At 49.8% G+C, this 18,670-nt stretch carries 15 protein-coding genes; all 15 read left to right on the top strand.

Going from position 1 to position 18,670, the window contains the following annotated elements:
• Nucleotides 1-4: 4 nt before the first annotated feature.
• The 15 genes from purM (at nt 5) to gatB (ending at nt 18,083) form a co-directional block, all read left to right on the top strand.
• Nucleotides 5-1,066 carry a phosphoribosylformylglycinamidine cyclo-ligase gene (purM, locus tag KTG14_RS15905; protein WP_216971817.1) on the top strand — a complete coding sequence of 354 codons (1,062 nt, stop codon included), beginning with the start codon at nt 5-7 and terminating at the stop codon, nt 1,064-1,066.
• The gene (gene purN, locus KTG14_RS15900) at nt 1,056-1,640 is read left to right on the top strand and encodes a phosphoribosylglycinamide formyltransferase (protein WP_216971816.1); all 585 of its coding nucleotides are present in this window, start codon (nt 1,056-1,058) and stop codon (nt 1,638-1,640) included. Before purM ends, purN begins: the two co-directional genes overlap by 11 nt.
• Before the next feature lie 11 nt (nt 1,641-1,651).
• Nucleotides 1,652-3,187, top strand: a complete 1,536-nt coding sequence (gene purH, locus KTG14_RS15895) for a bifunctional phosphoribosylaminoimidazolecarboxamide formyltransferase/IMP cyclohydrolase (RefSeq protein ID WP_216971815.1) — start codon at nt 1,652-1,654, stop codon at nt 3,185-3,187.
• A 16-nt stretch (nt 3,188-3,203) separates the two neighbouring features.
• Nucleotides 3,204-4,454, top strand: coding sequence for a phosphoribosylamine--glycine ligase (gene purD, locus KTG14_RS15890; protein WP_216971814.1), 1,251 nt, complete (start codon nt 3,204-3,206; stop codon nt 4,452-4,454).
• 191 nt (nt 4,455-4,645) lie between these two features.
• Nucleotides 4,646-5,236 (top strand): GNAT family N-acetyltransferase, encoded by a 591-nt coding sequence (locus KTG14_RS15885; protein WP_216971813.1) that lies wholly within the window; start codon nt 4,646-4,648, stop codon nt 5,234-5,236.
• A 146-nt stretch (nt 5,237-5,382) separates the two neighbouring features.
• Nucleotides 5,383-7,113, top strand: a complete 1,731-nt coding sequence (locus KTG14_RS15880; RefSeq protein ID WP_216971812.1) for an adenine deaminase C-terminal domain-containing protein — start codon at nt 5,383-5,385, stop codon at nt 7,111-7,113.
• 5 nt (nt 7,114-7,118) lie between these two features.
• A complete protein-coding gene (locus tag KTG14_RS15875; RefSeq protein WP_216971811.1) occupies nt 7,119-8,168 on the top strand; it encodes a DUF3048 domain-containing protein in 1,050 nt (349 codons plus the stop codon).
• 43 nt (nt 8,169-8,211) lie between these two features.
• The gene (locus KTG14_RS15870) at nt 8,212-8,532 is read left to right on the top strand and encodes a YerC/YecD family TrpR-related protein (RefSeq protein ID WP_216971810.1); all 321 of its coding nucleotides are present in this window, start codon (nt 8,212-8,214) and stop codon (nt 8,530-8,532) included.
• 130 nt (nt 8,533-8,662) lie between these two features.
• Complete coding sequence (gene pcrB / locus KTG14_RS15865) at nt 8,663-9,364, top strand: heptaprenylglyceryl phosphate synthase (RefSeq protein ID WP_216971809.1); 702 nt, start codon at nt 8,663-8,665, stop codon at nt 9,362-9,364.
• Between the two features lie 31 nt (nt 9,365-9,395).
• Nucleotides 9,396-11,612: a DNA helicase PcrA gene (gene pcrA, locus KTG14_RS15860; protein ID WP_216971808.1), complete on the top strand. Its 2,217-nt coding sequence runs from the start codon at nt 9,396-9,398 to the stop codon at nt 11,610-11,612.
• Nucleotides 11,613-11,627: 15 nt separating this feature from the next.
• On the top strand, nt 11,628-13,634 hold the full coding sequence (gene ligA / locus KTG14_RS15855) for an NAD-dependent DNA ligase LigA (protein ID WP_216971807.1): 2,007 nt from the start codon (nt 11,628-11,630) through the stop codon (nt 13,632-13,634).
• Between the two features lie 12 nt (nt 13,635-13,646).
• Entirely contained in the window at nt 13,647-14,777 is a 1,131-nt protein-coding gene (locus KTG14_RS15850; RefSeq protein ID WP_216971806.1) for a CamS family sex pheromone protein, read from the top strand.
• Between the two features lie 100 nt (nt 14,778-14,877).
• Nucleotides 14,878-15,168, top strand: coding sequence for an Asp-tRNA(Asn)/Glu-tRNA(Gln) amidotransferase subunit GatC (gene gatC, locus KTG14_RS15845; protein ID WP_216971805.1), 291 nt, complete (start codon nt 14,878-14,880; stop codon nt 15,166-15,168).
• Nucleotides 15,169-15,186: 18 nt separating this feature from the next.
• Complete coding sequence (gatA, locus tag KTG14_RS15840; RefSeq protein ID WP_216971804.1) at nt 15,187-16,656, top strand: Asp-tRNA(Asn)/Glu-tRNA(Gln) amidotransferase subunit GatA; 1,470 nt, start codon at nt 15,187-15,189, stop codon at nt 16,654-16,656.
• Nucleotides 16,653-18,083 carry an Asp-tRNA(Asn)/Glu-tRNA(Gln) amidotransferase subunit GatB gene (gene gatB / locus KTG14_RS15835; protein ID WP_216971803.1) on the top strand — a complete coding sequence of 477 codons (1,431 nt, stop codon included), beginning with the start codon at nt 16,653-16,655 and terminating at the stop codon, nt 18,081-18,083. The genes gatA and gatB overlap by 4 nt, the downstream gene beginning before the upstream one ends.
• The last annotated feature ends 587 nt before the right edge of the window (nt 18,084-18,670 follow it).

Raw genomic sequence — 18,670 nt, 5'->3', positions numbered from 1 at the left:
CGAAGTGTCTAAAGCGTATGAAAAAGCAGGCGTCAATATCGAAGCAGGCTATGAGGCCGTCAAGCGGATGAAATCTCATGTTGAACGTACCGCACGTACCGGAATGCTCGGTGCATTTGGCGGATTCGGCGGCATGTTCGATTTGTCCGAGCTGAATTTGAAACAACCGGTTCTCGTCTCCGGAACAGACGGTGTCGGCACGAAGCTGAAACTGGCCTTTATGGCGGATAAGCACGATACGATCGGCATCGATTGTGTGGCGATGTGCGTCAACGATATCGTCGCACAAGGTGCGGAACCTTTGTTTTTCCTCGATTATATTGCTTGCGGCAAAGCGGTTCCCGAAAAAATTGAACAAATCGTCAAAGGTGTTGCGGATGGCTGCGTGGATGCAGGCGCCGCATTGATTGGCGGCGAAACCGCTGAAATGCCCGGGCTTTACGATGAGAATGAATATGACATTGCCGGCTTTGCGGTCGGCGCTGCTGAAAAAACGGATATCGTGACAGGCGAGCGCATCCAAGCGGGTGATGTGCTAGTTGGCCTCGCTTCAAGCGGCATCCACTCGAATGGCTATTCACTTGTGCGCCATATTTTATTCGGCGACCAGGAAGGTTCTTTGGATGAGAAAGTGGCGGGCTTTGAAGAGCTCGGCACGCTCGAAACCTTGCTGCTCGAGCCGACTAAAATCTACGCCAAGACGGTTCAGTCCATCCGCACGCAAGCTGACGTCCACGGCATGGCACATATTACGGGCGGCGGATTTATCGAAAACTTGCCGCGCATGATGCCTGATGGGCTAGGCGTTGAGGTCGAGCTTGGCTCTTGGCCGGTGCTTCCGGTGTTTGAGCTTTTGAAAACAAAAGGTGAACTGGCAGACCGTGATTTGTATTCAGTGTTCAATATGGGTATCGGATTTGCAGTGGCCGTTTCTGAAGCGGATGCTGGGGCAACGATTCAGGCAGCAGAAGCGAGCGGTGACAAGGCCTATGTGATCGGCCGCGTGACAGAAATAGAGGGTGTCCAGTTCCAAGGCAGTCAGGACGGGACTTTACATGAAAAATAGAACAAAAATGGCCGTTTTCGCTTCTGGAAACGGCTCTAATTTTCAAGCGCTTTACGAAGCAACTCAAGACGGAAGACTCGATGCGGACATCGTTTTGGTCGTGGCGGATAAACCGTCTGCGTTTGTATTGGAACGGGCAAAGCAGGCAGGAGTGCCGGCGTTGTCTTTTACACCGCGTGATTATGCGTCTAAACAGGCATATGAGTCGATGCTGGTGGAAAAATTAAAGGGAGCGGGTGTCGAGTGGCTCGTACTGGCCGGATTTATGCGGTTGATTGGCCCGGTTTTACTCGCTGCTTATGAAAACCGCATCGTTAATATCCATCCATCGGTGCTGCCAGCGTTTCCTGGAAAAGATGCCATCGGCCAGACGCTTAATGCAGGCGCGCAAGATGCGGGAGTCACCGTGCATTTTGTCGATGAAGGGATGGACACGGGAGCGATCATCGCACAGCGTTCGTTTGCGGTAGACGGTGCGGACCGTGAGACAGTAGAACGCAAAATCCATGAAATCGAACACCAATTATACCCTGAGAGTTTGAAGCAATTATTCAGCCGGCAGCAGTCGGTCTAGGAGGTCCATGAATGAAAAGAAGAGCATTGATGAGCGTATCGGACAAATCCGGCATTTTGGAGTTTGCCCGTGAATTAGTGAAGATGGATGTGGAAATCTTGTCGACAGGCGGCACGCGCAAGCATTTGGAAGACAATGGCGTTCCGACGACGGCAGTCGACGAAGTGACCGGATTCCCTGAAATTTTAGGTGGACGCGTGAAAACTTTGCATCCGCTGATCCATGGCGGTTTGCTCGCGAAACACGACGATAGCGAACACCAGCAGCAAATGAACGATAACGGCATCGCACCGATCGAATTTGTCTGCGTCAATTTGTACCCATTCCGCGAAACGATTTCAAAACCGGATGTGACAGTTGATGATGCCATTGAAAACATCGATATCGGCGGCCCGACGATGTTGCGTTCGGCGGCGAAAAACCACGCTTACGTGACGGTTATCGTCGATTCCGTTGATTACGAAGCGGTACTTGCAGAACTGCGCGAGGAGCAAACAACGAGCCCTGAGCTGCGCCGGAAACTCGCAGCGAAAGTATTCCGCCATACTGCGGCGTATGATGCGTATATTTCCAATTACTTAACGGAGCTGACGGATGAACAGTATCCGGAACAATTGACCCTTACATATGAATTGTCCCAAGCGCTGCGCTACGGGGAAAACCCGCACCAAAAAGCAGCGTTCTACAAGAGTGCGCTCGGTTCAGATTTCTCGATCGCACATGCTATGCAATTGCACGGCAAAGAGCTTTCCTATAACAATATCCAAGATGCTAACGCCGCACTTCAAATCATCAAGGAATTTACGATGCCGGCAAGTGTCGCGGTGAAGCATATGAACCCGTGCGGCGTCGGGACCGGTGCTACTCTTTTCGAATCGTTCAAAAAAGCGTATGAAGCGGATTCGACCTCCATTTTCGGCGGCATTGTCGCCTTGAACCGTGAAGTCGACCTCGAGACAGCTGAGCAATTGTCGCAGATCTTCCTCGAGATCGTCATCGCACCGGCATTTACAGAAGAGGCACTCGAAGAACTCGGCAAAAAGAAAAACATCCGCTTGTTGACGGTGCCGTTTGAAACAGAACGCCGCGACAAATGGAATACAGTGACTGTCGAAGGCGGCTTGCTCGTCCAGGAGCCGGATGCATTCGGCTATGAAGATGCAGATATCCGCGTCGTAACAGAAAGACAACCAACAGAACAAGAACTCAAAGCCTTGAAACTAGGCTGGAGCGTTGTGAAACATGTTAAATCTAATGCGATTGTCGTGTGCGACGAGTCGATGACTTTAGGCGTAGGCGCAGGGCAAATGAACCGCGTTGGGGCAGCCGCCATTGCACTTGAGCAGGCAGCTGAAAAAGCGCAAGGCGCAGCGATGGCATCGGATGCTTTCTTCCCGATGTCCGATACGGTGGAAGCCGCAGCGAAAGCCGGCATCAAAGCGATCATCCAGCCGGGCGGTTCGAAAAAAGATCAGGAGTCGATTAATGCGGCGAACGCGCACGGCATCGCGATGGTCTTTACAGGCGTCCGCCATTTCAAACATTAATCGGAGGTGCACGGCTATGAACGTATTGGTTATCGGTAAAGGCGGGCGCGAACACGCGCTTGCCCATCAATTCGCCATCTCGCCATCGGTCGCGAAAGTTTATGTGGCGCCTGGCAATGACGGCATGGAACAAGACGCACAGATCGTAGACATAAACGAGACGGATTTCGCAGCTTTGGCAGCGTTCGCTAAAGACAATGATATCGCCTTTACATTCGTCGGGCCTGAACAGCCGCTTTCAGAAGGCATCGTCGATTTCTTTGAAGCACGCGGCTTGAAGATCTTCGGTCCCGATAAAGCAGCTGCGCGCATCGAAGGCAGCAAAGCGTTCGCTAAGGAATTGATGAAGAAATACGCGATTCCGACCGCAGCTTATGAAAGTTTTATAAATACAGAAGAAGCTATAACATATATCAAGCAGCAAGGAGCGCCGATTGTCATCAAAGCTGATGGGCTCGCTGCTGGGAAAGGCGTTGTCGTCGCCCAAAGTGAACAGGAAGCAATCGATGTGGTAAAGGATATGCTGGATGGCCAGAAATTTGGCGACTCGGGATCGACCGTCGTCATCGAGGAATTTTTGGACGGGGAAGAATTTTCCTTTATGTCCTTCGTCCAGGATGGCAAGATCTATCCGATGGTCATCTCACAAGACCATAAGCGCGCGTTTGATGGCGATAAGGGGCCGAACACCGGTGGCATGGGTGCGTACTCGCCAGTGCCGCAGATTTCGGAATCGGTCGTGGATGAGACTTTCGCAAAAATCGTGCGCCCTACGGTAGAAGCGATGAGTAGTGAAGGCACTCCGTTCAATGGCATTTTATACGCTGGCATCATCTTGACGGCTAGTGGCCCAAAAGTAATCGAATTCAATGCGCGTTTTGGCGATCCCGAAACGCAAGTGGTCTTGCCTCGCCTTAAGACCGACCTTGGCGCATTTATCGCGGCCATTTTGGATGGAGGGGAAATGGAACTCGAATGGGACGTGCGCACTGTACTCGGCGTGGTCATTGCAGCGGACGGTTATCCGGGAACTGTGGAAAAAGGCGCGGTCTTGCCGGAGCTTGCGCAATTGCAGGGAGTGGCGGTGACTCATGCCGGCACGAAGCGTTCAGAAGGCCGCTTTACAGCAAACGGCGGCCGTGTATTGCTTGTCGCAGGCAGCGGAGAGACATTGGCAGACGCTCAAAAAACCGTCTATCAAGCACTCGGGAAATTGGAGTGGGACGGGTTATTTTACCGCACAGATATCGGTTGGCGTGCAATTTAAGTGAATAATTGTTATAATAGAATGGCACAATTTCATCGTGGAACTGTGTCATTTTATTTATGCAGCATCGCGCTGCAGAGGATTTTCAAAAGCCCACTTTTACCTCTTTTACTAAACTCCAATTTTTACCCATCAGTACCTCGGAACCAACAAAACCAGCAGGGCATTCAAACTCGGAAGGAGCAAAAATGATGAACTGGTATGAAAAACTGAATCAATATTTCCCAGTGGAGGAAATGAAATCGAAAGAACATATGGACACATTGCTGAAGGAAAAAGGCAGTGTCTACTACAAAGACGAGGGGCCGTATCACGTCTTGATGTATGCGGAATTCCCAAGCTTTTCGTTCGTCGACTATTTGTTTGTGTCAAAAGAATCGCGTGGCATGGGCATCGGCAAGAAAACTTTGCAAATGCTCAAGGATAAGGACAAGCCGATCATTTTGGAAGTCGAACCGGTCGATTACGAAGACACGGATTCCGAAAAACGCTTGCGCTTTTATGCACGTGAAGGTTTCGAACATGCCTCGTCAATCGGCTACTGCCGCCGTTCGCTAGCGACTGGCGAAGAAAACTCGATGGAAATTCTTTACTGGGCGCCGAACGGTGAAACCGAAGAAGAGATTTTCGAAGCAATGCAAAAAATGTATGAAGACATCCATACGTACAAAGACGAGCATTTTTACGGCGAGTCGTATGATCCGGTTTCGGACGTATTGACGAGAAAAGAGCAAGATCAGCAGGATATTCTGAAGCCTTTCAGCGATCCGGTCAATAAATAAACAAAAATCCACGTCACTGAGACGTGGATTTTTTATGTCCGATTCCGCATAAGAGGGGTACGTTTTCACGTCATTCTCTGTAAAAAAATGCATAATTATGCTAGTATACGATATATGGATATTGAATAGAGAGCAGGTGCCTTCGGATGGTAAACCCTTTATGGAGAAATACAGAAATACGGAAACAATTGAAGATTGTATCGAAAGAATTGTCCCCGGATCTTGTGCTGACGAATGCCACATATCTGCACGGGATATTTAAAAAATGGATGAATGGAAACATATGGATCAACGGAGACCGTATCATCTACGCAGGGCAAGACATGCCGAAAATCGATGATTCGACGGAAGTGGTAGATGTCAGCGGCAAGTGGATCGTGCCTGGCTATATCGAGCCGCATGTCCATCCTTATCAACTCTACAATCCCCAGCAATTCGCTGATTATGCTGCACAAGGTGGAACTACCGGGTTCATCTCAGACAACTTGCCATTATTTTTATCATTAGAAAACGAGAAAGCGTTTACATTGCTTGACCGCATGGCAGAGCTGCCGTTCACGTTTTATTGGTGGACGCGATTCGACTCTCAGACGGAACTTGTCGGGGAAGACCAAAAATTCACGTCGAAAGCGGTCGGCGAGTGGCTGGAGCGTCCGGATGTTATCCTTGGCGGTGAATTGACGGGCTGGCCGAAACTATTGGCTGGCGATGACCAGATGCTTTATTGGATCCAAAAAGCGAAAATCAGCTTGAAAAAGATTGAAGGACATTTCCCGGGAGCTTCAGAAAAGACTCTGGCGCGCATGAAGCTGCTGGGCGCTGACGGGGACCATGAAGCGATGACCGTCGACGAAGTGGAAATGCGTTTATTGCATGGCTATGGCGTAACACTGCGACATTCCTCGATTCGCCCGGATTTGCCGAAACTCTTGTCAGGGATTGTCGAGCGGGAATTGAATGTGTTCGATAAACTGATGATGACAACAGATGGCTCGACGCCGGTGTTCCATAAAGACGGCGTGATGGATTTGTGCATCCAAATCGCGCTTGACGCAGGCGTTCCGGCGATCGATGCCTATATGATGGCTTCTTATAATGTGGCACGCTATTACAACTTGACGAGCTTGCATGGCTTGATCGCGACGGGGCGCTATGCGAATTTGAACATCCTCGATTCGATCGACAACCCGGTACCAAGCGGCGTCATTTCAAAAGGGGTTTGGCTCAAGCGCGATGGGCAGAAAGTACGTTCGCTCGATAATGTGGATTGGTCGGTGCTGCCGGAATTGAACCTTGAGTTCGATTTGAGCGATGACGATTTCCAGTTCTCGATGCCTTTTGGCGTGGAAATGGTTAACGATGTCATCACCAAGCCGTATTCCGTGAGTGTCGATACGAACGTCGAACGCTTATCGAAAGAACATGGCGAAAGCTTTCTTATGCTCCTCGATAAAAATGGCAAATGGCGTGTCAATACTTTGGTCAAAGGCTTTGCGACCGAAGTCGATGGATTTGCTTCATCCTATACGAATACGGGAGACATCGTCTTGATCGGCAAAAGCCGAAAAGACATGTGGAAAGCGTTTGAAGAGGTGAAGCGCCTCAAGGGCGGTATCGTCTTGGTTGAAGGCGGCGAGACGATTTGTGAATTGCCGTTGCCTATTGGCGGCATCATGTCCGATTTGCCGATGGAGCCGTTGATGGAACAGGAAACTGCGTTGAAGAAGGCATTGAAAGAGCGCGGCTATGAACATGGCGACGCTGTTTATACATTATTGTTCTTGATGGCGACCCATTTGCCGTACGTCCGCATTACCCAAAAAGGGATATACGATGTGATGAATAAAACCATCTTATTCCCGGCATTCATGAGGTGACAGGGATGAAAAAATGGCTGATCTTGCTTGCTTTGCTGCTTGTTGCAGCTGTCTTGGTTTTTTGGCTGATCGGAAGGGAACAAGCGGGAGAGCAGGAAACGCCCGAAAATCCAGCAATCCCGGAGGCGCCTGAAGTGCCAGAGGAAGTGCTCACCACAGCCCCGTTCACAGGCATGCAAGAAGACGGGCCATACGACAGGCGGGCAGTGATGGCAGTCATCAATAATCATCCGGCGGCCCGGCCGCAAACGGGTTTGATAGAAGCTGATATGGTATTTGAGTTGATTGCTGAATACAATATCACGCGATTTTTGGCGCTTTATCAAAGCGAGTTTCCCGTGAACATCGGGCCTGTCCGCAGCGCGCGCGATTATTTTGTCGAATTAGCAGACGCATACGATGCGTTTTTCATCGCCCATGGCTACAGTCCGGAAGCAAAGCAATTGCTTGATTCGGGAGTGGTCGACCATATCAATGGCATGCAATATGACGGAACTTTGTTCAAGCGTTCATTGGACCGTGTGGCGCCTCACAATTCCTATATCACTTATGAAAATGTCGAACTTGCGATGGAGATGACTGGCGCTTCATCCAATTACCGTATGAAAGCACCTTATACTTTCTCTGCACCGGGCAGTAATGATAAACTAGGAGAACAAGCTGCTTCTATAGAAGTAACCTACGGTGGGGATCCGCTTTTTGCGAGCGCCTATACTTACGATGCTGAGTCGCAGCTTTACAGCCGGTCATCGGGCGGAACCGCGACTGCAGATAAGGAAACTTCACAGCGTATCGAAGTCGCTAATGTGCTGGTCATTGAAACTGCCCATGAAACAATCGATGCTAAAGGCCGCCAAGAGATCGATCTGACATCAGGCGGGCGAGCATTGTTGTTCCGTGATGGCCGTGTGCAGGAAATCATGTGGCGCGAAGAAGGTGGCATGCTTGTGCCAGTCGCAGTAAATGAGATAGCTGATTTGACGCAAGGAAAAACCTGGGTCCATATTATTCCGGATTCACCGGGAATTGGCCAGGCGGTTCAGTATAGCCCGTAACAGCGGGAACAATCGAAGAGCAATGAAAGGACGTTGAATGTGCATGCAAGTTGATAAGATAAGAGGACCGCAGACCGATCAATTGATCGAAGCGGTACTGGCATTGGAAAATAAAGAACAAGCCTATCGTTTTTTTGATGATTTGTGCACGATCAGCGAGATCCAATCGTTATCGCAGCGCTTTGAAGTGGCGCATATGCTGCGCTTGAAAAAGACCTACGAAAAAATCAAGAACGAAACGGGTGCGAGCACAGCGACGATTTCCCGCGTGCGCCGCTGCCTCAACTACGGCAATGATGCTTATGAGGAAATGCTTGATGTGCTCTATCCGGAAGAAAAACAAGTAGAACTACCAAAAGACTGACCAGCGAAAGCCGCTGGTCAGTTTTTTTATGCGCTAATTCGCTCATTTGTGGATGGATGGGAACGGAGTGTTGGCTGATCTTTTGTTATAATGGAAAGATGAAAACAAAAGTACAGTTAGGAGAATACCTGTGGACTTTCAAACATGGCGCCATGTCTTTAAATTAGACCCTGCAAAAGAAATTTCAGCTGGACATTTGGAACGAATTTGCGAATCCGGGACTGATGCCATCTTGATTGGCGGAAGTGATGATGTCACACTCGACAATGTCTTAGAATTGATGGCTCGCGTGCGTCGCTATTCGGTGCCGGTGGCGCTCGAAGTGTCGACGGTCGAATCGGTGACGCCAGGGTTTGATTATTATTTCATCCCGACGGTGCTCAATAGCAACGATCCGAAATGGATCAAAGGCCTCCATCACGAGGCGATCCGTGAATACGGCGAGATTATGGACTGGACGGAAATCGTGCCGGAAGGCTATTGCATTTTGAATCCAGACTGCAAAGCGGCAAGCTTAACCGGGGCGGATGCATCCTTGACAGAAGAGGATGTGCTCGGATATGCGCGCATGGCGGAGCATTTTTTCAAGCTGCCGATCTTTTATCTGGAGTACAGCGGCATGTTTGGCAATCCGGAACTTGTCCGGAAAGCCGCATCGGTGCTGTCTAATACACGGTTATTTTACGGCGGCGGCATCGATTCAGCGGAGCGCGCCAAGGAAATGGCAGGCATCAGCGACACGATCGTTGTCGGTAATATCATATACGAAGATCTAAACAAAGCGCTTGCGACCGTCAAGGCAGTTGCGGAAACGGCTGAGCAATCGTTATAATAAAAGGAACAAACGTTCGAGGTGGTGCACAATGGAATTAATCACAAAAAATCTGTTGCGGGGAATGAACCCCGAGCAGGAAGAAGCAGTCAAAACAACAGAAGGCCCGCTATTGATCATGGCCGGTGCGGGATCTGGGAAAACACGTGTGCTGACACATCGCATTGCATACTTGGTGCTGGAAAAACAAGTCTATCCGTCCAATATCCTGGCGATTACGTTCACTAATAAAGCGGCACGTGAAATGCGTAATCGAATCGATGGGCTGCTTGGCCACGGGACCGGCGACCGCATGTGGGTATCGACCTTCCACTCGATGTGTGTGCGCATCTTGCGCCGCAATATCGACCGGCTGGGCTTTTCGAAAAGCTTCTCGATTTTGGATACGACCGACCAATTGACGGTCATCAAAAATGTCTTGAAGCAGCAAAACCTGGATCCGAAAAAATACGAACCACGAACGATGCTGAACGCTATTTCTTCATCAAAAAATGAATGCATTGACGCGGAAACCTTCGCGGCCAATGCCAATCAATTTAACCCATATGAAAAAACGGTTGCGGAAGTGTTCACAGGCTACCAGAAGCGATTGCAGAAAAACCAATCGCTCGATTTCGATGATTTGATCATGATGACCTTGAGACTCTTTGAAACCGTACCGGATGTGCTGGAATATTATCAGGATAAATTTCATTATATCCATGTGGATGAGTATCAGGATACGAATAATGCCCAATATCAACTGGTGCAGCTAATGGCGAAGAAATTCAAGAACATTTGCGTTGTCGGCGATTCCGATCAGTCGATCTACCGCTGGCGCGGGGCGGATATTACCAATATCCTGTCGTTCGAAAAGGATTATCCGGATGCCAAAGTAATTATGCTCGAACAAAATTACCGTTCGACCAAACGCATTTTGAAGGCGGCAAACGACGTCATCCAGAAAAATACGAGCCGCTACCCGAAAGAATTGCGTACCGATAATGACGAAGGGCCTGCGATTACGCTCCATAAAGCAGGCGATGAGCGCCAGGAAGCCCAGTACATCGTCCAGACCATCCAAAACCTCATGCAGGAAGAAGGATACAAAACCTCTGATTTCGCCATTCTTTATCGGACCAATGCCCAATCGCGTATTCTAGAGGAAATGTTCGTCAAATCGAATATGAGCTATACAATCGTCGGCGGCACGAAATTCTATGACCGCAAGGAAATCAAGGACTTGCTCGCGTATTTGCGCTTGATTGCCAATAACGAAGATGACTTGTCGCTCGCGCGCATCATCAATGAACCGAAACGGGGCATTGGTGCAACGTCATTTGAGAAAATGGCGCGTTTTGCGATCGAACAGGACCGCACCATCATGGATTCCTTGCAGGAAGCGGATTTCATGGGCTTGACGGCGAAAACCGCACAGACTGCGCTTGAATTCCGGGCAATGATCGCCGGATTCACCGAAATGCAGGAATTTTTGTCGGTGACGGAATTGGTGGAAGAAGTGCTGAAGAAATCCGGCTATCGCCAGATGCTCCAAAATGACAAGACCATTGAAGGCGAAAGCCGCCTCGAAAACTTGGATGAATTCCTGACAGTGACGCAAGCGTTTGAAAAACAAAGCGACGATAAGTCATTAGTGGCGTTCTTGACCGATTTGGCTTTGATCGCGGACATCGATTCATTGGATGAGGAAGAAGAACAAGGCGATGGCCCGATCATCCTCATGACGATGCACGCAGCGAAAGGCCTGGAATTCCCGGTCGTGTTCATCGCGGGGCTGGAAGAAAACGTCTTTCCGCATTCGCGTTCGAATAATGACGAGGAAGAATTGGAAGAAGAACGGCGCTTGGCGTATGTTGGCATCACGCGCGCCGAGAAACGGCTGTATTTGACGCATGCTTCGTCACGGACGATTTTCGGCAAGAGCAATTTCAATATGCCGTCGCGCTTTATTTCCGAAATTTCGGAAGAGCTGATCGAACAAACCATTGCCAACCACCGTGCAGGCGCAGCGACAAGCTATAAGCAGGCGCCGAGACGAAAAGCGGTCATGAAGCCCTCTTACCAGCAATCCGGCGGCGACCGCTTAGGCTGGAAAACAGGCGACCGCGCGAAGCATAAAAAATGGGGCACAGGCACTGTCGTCAATGTCAAAGGCGACGGCGAACAAACAGAACTCGATATCGCCTTCCCGAGCCCGACAGGCATCAAACGCCTGCTCGCAAAATTTGCGCCGATCGAAAAAGAATGATCTGGAGGAACTTGAATGGACCGCATCAAAGCTGAAGAACGTGTAACCGAATTGAATGAATTGCTCCGGAACTACGGGCATGCCTATTATGTGCTCGATAAGCCAAGCGTGCCGGATGCCGTGTACGATCAATTGCTCAACGAATTGATCGAACTGGAAAATTTATATCCCGACTTGATTTTCCCGGACTCCCCAACACAGCGGGTCGGCGGGACACCCTTGTCGAATTTCGAGAAAGTCCGCCACGAGCGGCCGATGCTCAGTTTGTCGAATGTCTTCAATGAAGAAGATTTGCGTGATTTCGATAAACGTGTGCGCGGCGGTGCCGGGGACTCGGTGGAGTATGTGTGCGAACTGAAGATTGACGGCCTGGCCGTTTCGCTTCATTACGAGAACGGCAAATTCGTGCGCGGCTTGACGCGCGGCGACGGCCGTGTCGGGGAAGACATTACGGTCAACCTGCGCACAGTCCGCTCGATTCCGCTGAAATTAAAAGAGCCGGTGTCGATCGAAGTGCGCGGCGAAGTGTTCATGCCGAAAAAATCATTCCATGCACTTAACGAAGATCGCGAAGAGCGGGGCGAAGAATTATTCGCCAACCCGCGAAATGCCGCAACCGGTTCTTTGCGCCAATTGGATTCGAAAATTGCCGCCAAGCGCAATTTGGATGTCTTCATCTATGGCATTGGCGGAGACGGGGAAACTTACGGCTTAAACAACCATGACGAGTCGCTTCAATATTTGACGGATCTCGGTTTTAAAACGAACGGCGAGCGGAAAGTTTGCCGCTCGGTGGAAGAAGTGCTTGCATACATTGAACAGTGGACGGACGGGCGCAACCAGTTGAGCTATGAAATCGATGGCATCGTCATCAAAGTCAACCGCTTTCTCCATCAGCAAGATCTCGGATTTACGGCGAAAAGCCCGAAATGGGCAACCGCCTATAAATTCCCGGCAGAAGAAGTGATGACGACCGTACGTGATATCGAGCTGAGTATCGGCCGAACCGGCGTCGTCACGCCGACAGCCATTTTGGAACCGGTAGCAGTTGCGGGCACTACAGTGCAGCGTGCATCCCTCCATAATGAAGACTTGATTCGGGAGCGCGACATCCGCATCAATGATAAAGTCATCATCCGAAAAGCGGGTGATATCATTCCCGAAGTCGTCAAAGCGCTGATCGAAATGCGTTCCGGCGATGAACAGCCGTTTGAAATGCCGACCGAATGTCCAGCATGCGCAAGTGAACTGGTGCGCATTGAAGGGGAAGTGGCGCTGCGCTGCGTCAACCCGAAATGCCCGGCGCAAATCGTCGAAGGCATGATCCACTTTGTTTCGCGCAATGCGATGAACGTCGACGGCCTCGGCGAGAAAGTGATCGAGCAATTATATCGAGAAGGGCTTATCCAGGATATTTCGGACCTCTATGCTTTGACGAAAGAGCAATTGATGACTCTTGAGCGCATGGGCGATAAATCCGCGACCAACCTGATCGAGGCGATCGAAGCCTCCAAGAGCAATTCGATGGAACGGCTGTTATTCGGCCTCGGCATCCGCCACGTCGGTGAACGCGGTGCGCGCATCCTGTCGGAACATTTCGGCTCGTTGGATCAGTTGATGCAGGCAAGCCTGGAACAATTGATTGCCATCCATGAAATCGGCGATAAAATGGCAGATGCCGTCGTGACGTATTTTGAAAAAGAAGAAGTTTTGGCACTTGTGGAACGTTTACGCGAGCGCGGCGTCAATCTATCCTATACAGGTACGATCATTCGCGTGGAAGAAGGTGCCAATGCGTTTGCCGGCAAAAAAATCGTGCTGACCGGGAAATTGGAAAACATGACCCGCCAGGAAGCCGGCGCTCGGATCGAAGCGCTCGGCGGCAAATTGACAGGCAGCATCAGTAAGAAAACCGATTTGCTGATCGCCGGCGAAGAAGCCGGTTCCAAGCTCGACAAGGCACAAGATCTCGGCGTGGAAGTGTGGAATGAAGAACGCCTGCTTATGGAATTGAACGAATAAGGAGATTAGCATATGAAACGCATTTGGTGGATTCCGATCAGCATATTGCTGCTTTCGGGATGTGTCCCTTCCGGAAATGACGAGGCGGAAGTGATCAACACAGAACAAGAAGAGGCGGAAACAGCGATCATCCCGAGCATGCAATTGGATGATCAATATTACCGGACGCTGTTGCCTTATAAGCAAAGCGCCACCCGCGGAAAAATCGTCAGCCGCCTGAATTCGCGCTATGACATCAAAGAAGCGGAGCACGGCCTATTGCGCCTGTCACAGCAGCAGTTCTCACCGGATGATTATTATTTCCAGGAAGGCCAAAAAATCACCGATGAAGAAGCTTCGCTGTGGCTCCAACGCGAAAGCAAAGATAATCCTCAAGGGCTAAACCCGGAGGATGGCCGCAGCCAAGCGGAGACCGACGGGGGCGAACGCCCGCAACCGGAACTGCTGGCGCATATCCTTGAGCAAAATTACCTGGTCAAAACCGAGGAAGACAAAATCCGTCTCGGTGGGGTGTCCATCGGGCTTGCCATGAATACGGTATATTATAGTTCGACAGATAACATCCCTTATGAGGAGTCTATCCCCCAGGAACAAATCGTGTCAGAGGGCAAGCGGATGGCTGATGAAATTGTCAAGCGCTTAAGGGAGAAAGAAGGAATGGCGGATGTGCCGATCCTCGTCGCTTTATTTGCGCAAAATAGCCGCAACGCGATGACGCCCGGCACGTATTTCTCTTATGGCGCTTCCCCGAAAGGCGAGACGGAAGTGGCGAACTGGAATGATGTCGACGAAGAGTATGTCGTATTCCCGACTTCCGGGACGGACGAGCAATACCGGGATATTGATACGGCATTTCGCAATTTCAAGCAAGATGTCGAATTGTACTTCTCGAATTTCACTAGCGTCATCGGCAAAGGCTTTTATCAAAGCGGCCAATTGCAGGAGATGAAAATCGAAATCCCGATCCAGTTTTATGGCTCGGCTGAAGTGATCGGCTTTACGCAATATGTCACCGGCCTGATCTTGGATCATTTCCCGGACGATATCCAGATTGAAGTGAACGTCACGTCGACCAATGGCGCGGAAGCACTCATTTTACGGAAAGCCGGGGAAACGGAACCGGTTGTCCATATTTACGAGTAAGTGTGCAATTTAAAGGGGCAGCCAGCTGGCTGTCTCTATTCATTTTTTTAGAAAAATGGTATGATAGACCGTATGTTTATTGAATCCGGAGGTGTAGAAAATGGCGAAAATGACAAAAGAAGAAGTAATCGAAGTGGCCCACTTGGCGCGTTTAGCAATTACCGATGAGGAAGCTGTGCATTTTGCGGATCAATTGGAAGCGATCACCAATGCGATGGAATTGCTCAATGAATTGGATACGGAAAATGTAGAACCGACAACACATGTATTGCCGCTGGTCAATGTGATGCGCGAAGACAAGTCGATCGAAGGCTTGCCGCGTGAAACAGTAATGAAAAACGTAAAAGAGCACGAAGGCGGACAAGTGCGTGTGCCAACGATTCTAGACTGATTGTGAGGAGGAGAACAGATGAAGTTAGCTGATAAAACTGCAAACGAATTGCAGGAATTACTACATAGTAAAGAATTGTCGATTGCGGATTTGACGGAAGCGACATTCAAGCGCATCAAGGAATTGGACCCGAAAGTAGATGCCTTTTTAGCTTTGAATGAAGAGCAGGCGACAAAACAAGCGGCTGAAATGGACCAAGCGGATACGGGGGAACGCAGCCCACTTTTCGGACTGCCGATCGGCGTGAAGGATAATATCGTCACGGAAGGATTGGAGACGACAGCATCAAGCTTGATCCTGAAAGGCTTTAACCCGATCTACAATGCAACGGTTGTGGATAAATTGCGCGCAGCCGGCATGGTCATTGTCGGGAAATTGAATATGGATGAATTCGCCATGGGTTCTTCCAATGAAAACTCTTATTATAAAAATACGAAAAACCCATGGAACCTGGAAACCGTTCCAGGCGGTTCGTCGGGCGGTTCAGCTGCGGCTGTAGCAGCAGGCGAAGTTCCATTCACACTCGGTTCCGATACAGGCGGATCGATCCGTCAGCCGGCTGCTTTTTGCGGCGTCGTCGGCATGAAGCCGACATACGGGCGTGTTTCCCGTTTCGGGTTGATCGCTTATGCGTCATCATTCGACCAGATCGGTCCGATCACGCGCACTGTCAAAGACAATGCTTTGTTGTTGAACGCTATTTCCGGGCACGATGAAAAAGATTCAACGTCTGCTAACGTTGAAGTGCCTGACTTCACAGCGGCACTGACTGGCGATATCCAAGGCCTTCGCATCGGCGTGCCGAAAGAATATTTCGCAGAAGGCGTCAGCGAAGCATCGAAACAAGCTGTGAAAGATGCGTTAAAAGTATTGGAAGAACAAGGCGCAACATGGGAAGAGATTTCCTTGCCGCACTCCAAATACGCGCTTTCCACTTATTACATCTTGGCTTCATCTGAAGCATCGTCCAACTTGTCCCGTTTCGACGGCATCCGCTACGGCTACCGTACAGAAAAAGCCGGCAGCTTGCTTGAGTTCTATATGAACACGCGCTCTGAAGGCTTTGGCGACGAAGTGAAGCGCCGCATCATGCTCGGAACTTACGCACTCAGCTCCGGCTATTACGACGCTTACTATAAAAAAGCGCAAAAAGTGCGTACTTTGATCAAACAGGATTTCGATAAAGCCTTCGAAAACTTCGATGTTATCGTCGGGCCGACAACGCCGACGCCGGCATTCAAGATTGGTGAAATTATCGATGACCCGTTGACGATGTATGCAAACGACATCTTGACGATTCCTGTCAACCTAGCAGGCGTTCCAGCCATCTCTGTCCCTTGCGGATTTGACAACGGCTTGCCGCTGGGCTTGCAGATTATCGGCAATTATTTCGATGAAGAAACCGTCTACCGCGTCGCGGATGCCTATGAGCAGGCGACCGGATTCCATAAAGAAACACCGCAAACATGGGAGGGAGCCGCACAATGAATTTCGAAACGATTATCGGGCTTGAAGTCCACGTCGAACTGAAGACGGAATCCAAAATGTTCTCACCTTCCCCGGCACATTTTGGTGCTGAACCAAATACCAACACGAACGTCATCGACCTTGGCTACCCTGGGGTCTTGCCTGTCGTCAATAAAACGGCTGTCGATTGGGCGATGAAAGCGGCACTGGCTTTAAACTGCGAGATTACGCGCCACACCAAATTCGACCGCAAAAACTATTTCTATCCGGATAACCCGAAAGCTTACCAAATTTCCCAGTTTGATCAGCCGATCGGCGAACACGGCTGGCTAGAAATCGAAGTGAACGGCGAGAAAAAACGCATCGGCATTACGCGTCTTCATATGGAAGAAGATGCCGGCAAGTTGACACATACGGGCAATGGCCATTCTCTTGTCGATTTTAACCGCCAAGGCACGCCATTGATCGAAATCGTTTCGGAGCCGGACATCCGCACGCCGGAAGAAGCGTATGCGTATTTGGAGAAAATCAAATCGATCATCCAATACACAGGCGTTTCCGATGTGCGCATGGAAGAAGGCTCGCTACGCTGCGACGCGAATATCTCCTTGCGCCCATACGGCCGTGATGAATTCGGCACAAAAACTGAGCTGAAGAACTTGAACTCGTTCAACTTCGTTAAAAAAGGCTTGGAGCACGAACAGATCCGCCAAGAGCAAGTATTGCTTGCAGGCGGCATCATCGAGCAGGAAACACGCCGCTATGATGAATCAACTGGCAAAACCTTGCTGATGCGCATCAAGGAAGGTTCGGATGATTACCGTTACTTCCCGGAACCGGACCTGGTTGATATCGTCATCGACGATGCATGGCTCGAGCGCGTGCGCGCAGAAATCCCTGAACTTCCGGATGCCCGCAAAGCCCGCTACGTATCAGAACTTGGCTTGTCGTCTTACGATGCCATGGTATTGACTTTGCAGAAGCCGATTTCCGATTTCTTCGAAGCGACTGTCAAAGCTGGAGCCGATGCGAAACTGGCATCGAACTGGCTGATGGGCGAAGTGTCCGCTTACCTCAATGCACAGAATAAAGAGCTAGAGGATACGGAACTGACGCCAGAAGGACTTGCCGGCATGATCAAATTGATCGGCGAAGGCACGATTTCTTCGAAAATCGCCAAAAAAGTCTTTAAAGAATTGATCGAAAAAGGCGGCGACGCGAACAAGATCGTCAAAGCACAAGGCTTGGTGCAGATCTCGGACGAAAAGGTATTGCTCGAGTACGTCACCAATACTTTGGATGCCAATCCGCAGTCGATCGAAGATTATAAGAACGGGAAAGACCGCGCAATCGGCTTCCTCGTCGGGCAAATCATGAAAGCGACAAAAGGGCAGGCCAACCCGCCGCTCTTAAACAAAATCCTCCTAGAGGAAATCGCGAAACGTTAATCAAAAAAAGGATGGCTCACTCAGCCATCCTTTTTTTGTGGTTTATTTTAGTGAAGTGGATTCGGGAAGTTCGAAGTTTAATGAGGAATATTATTGATTAAGATTCCGCTTTAAGGGGACGCTTTCCGGAGGGCTAAACCCTTGTGCTCCCACATCTGCATACAGATGCGTCGCAAATGAATGGACTCGGTTCACCTCGCTCATTCATTCATTGAGCCGCTTCGATCGCTATGCAAAACCAGGCCTGCTCAACTCTCACGATGTTCGAGCTTCGCAAACGAATCCGCTTAATGCCTTTCGCGTATTCGCTTGCAGGGTCTCAATTGTCTCGCTAATCCTCCCGGAGTCGCCCCTTTCCGCTCCATCTCCAGGTATAGAATGGAAAAAATGTTTTCTGCATTGAAATTATATGAACAGTTTTGATATGTTCTATAAATGAGTGGAAAAGATGAATCATCCTTAATATTAAGTCTAGCTAGGCGTCTTCACCAATGGATGCTGACAATCAACAGCGATACTTGCTCGCACACAACATCCAATGAAATCTAAAAGCCGAACCGCGCACAAGGGCGAGCCGAAGCAATGAG

Source organism: Planococcus sp. CP5-4_YE (assembly GCF_019042655.1).
Taxonomy (GTDB): domain Bacteria; phylum Bacillota; class Bacilli; order Bacillales_A; family Planococcaceae; genus Planococcus.
The sequence above is the reverse complement of the archived record's forward strand: the minus strand, read 5'-3'. Positions and strand labels throughout refer to the sequence as shown.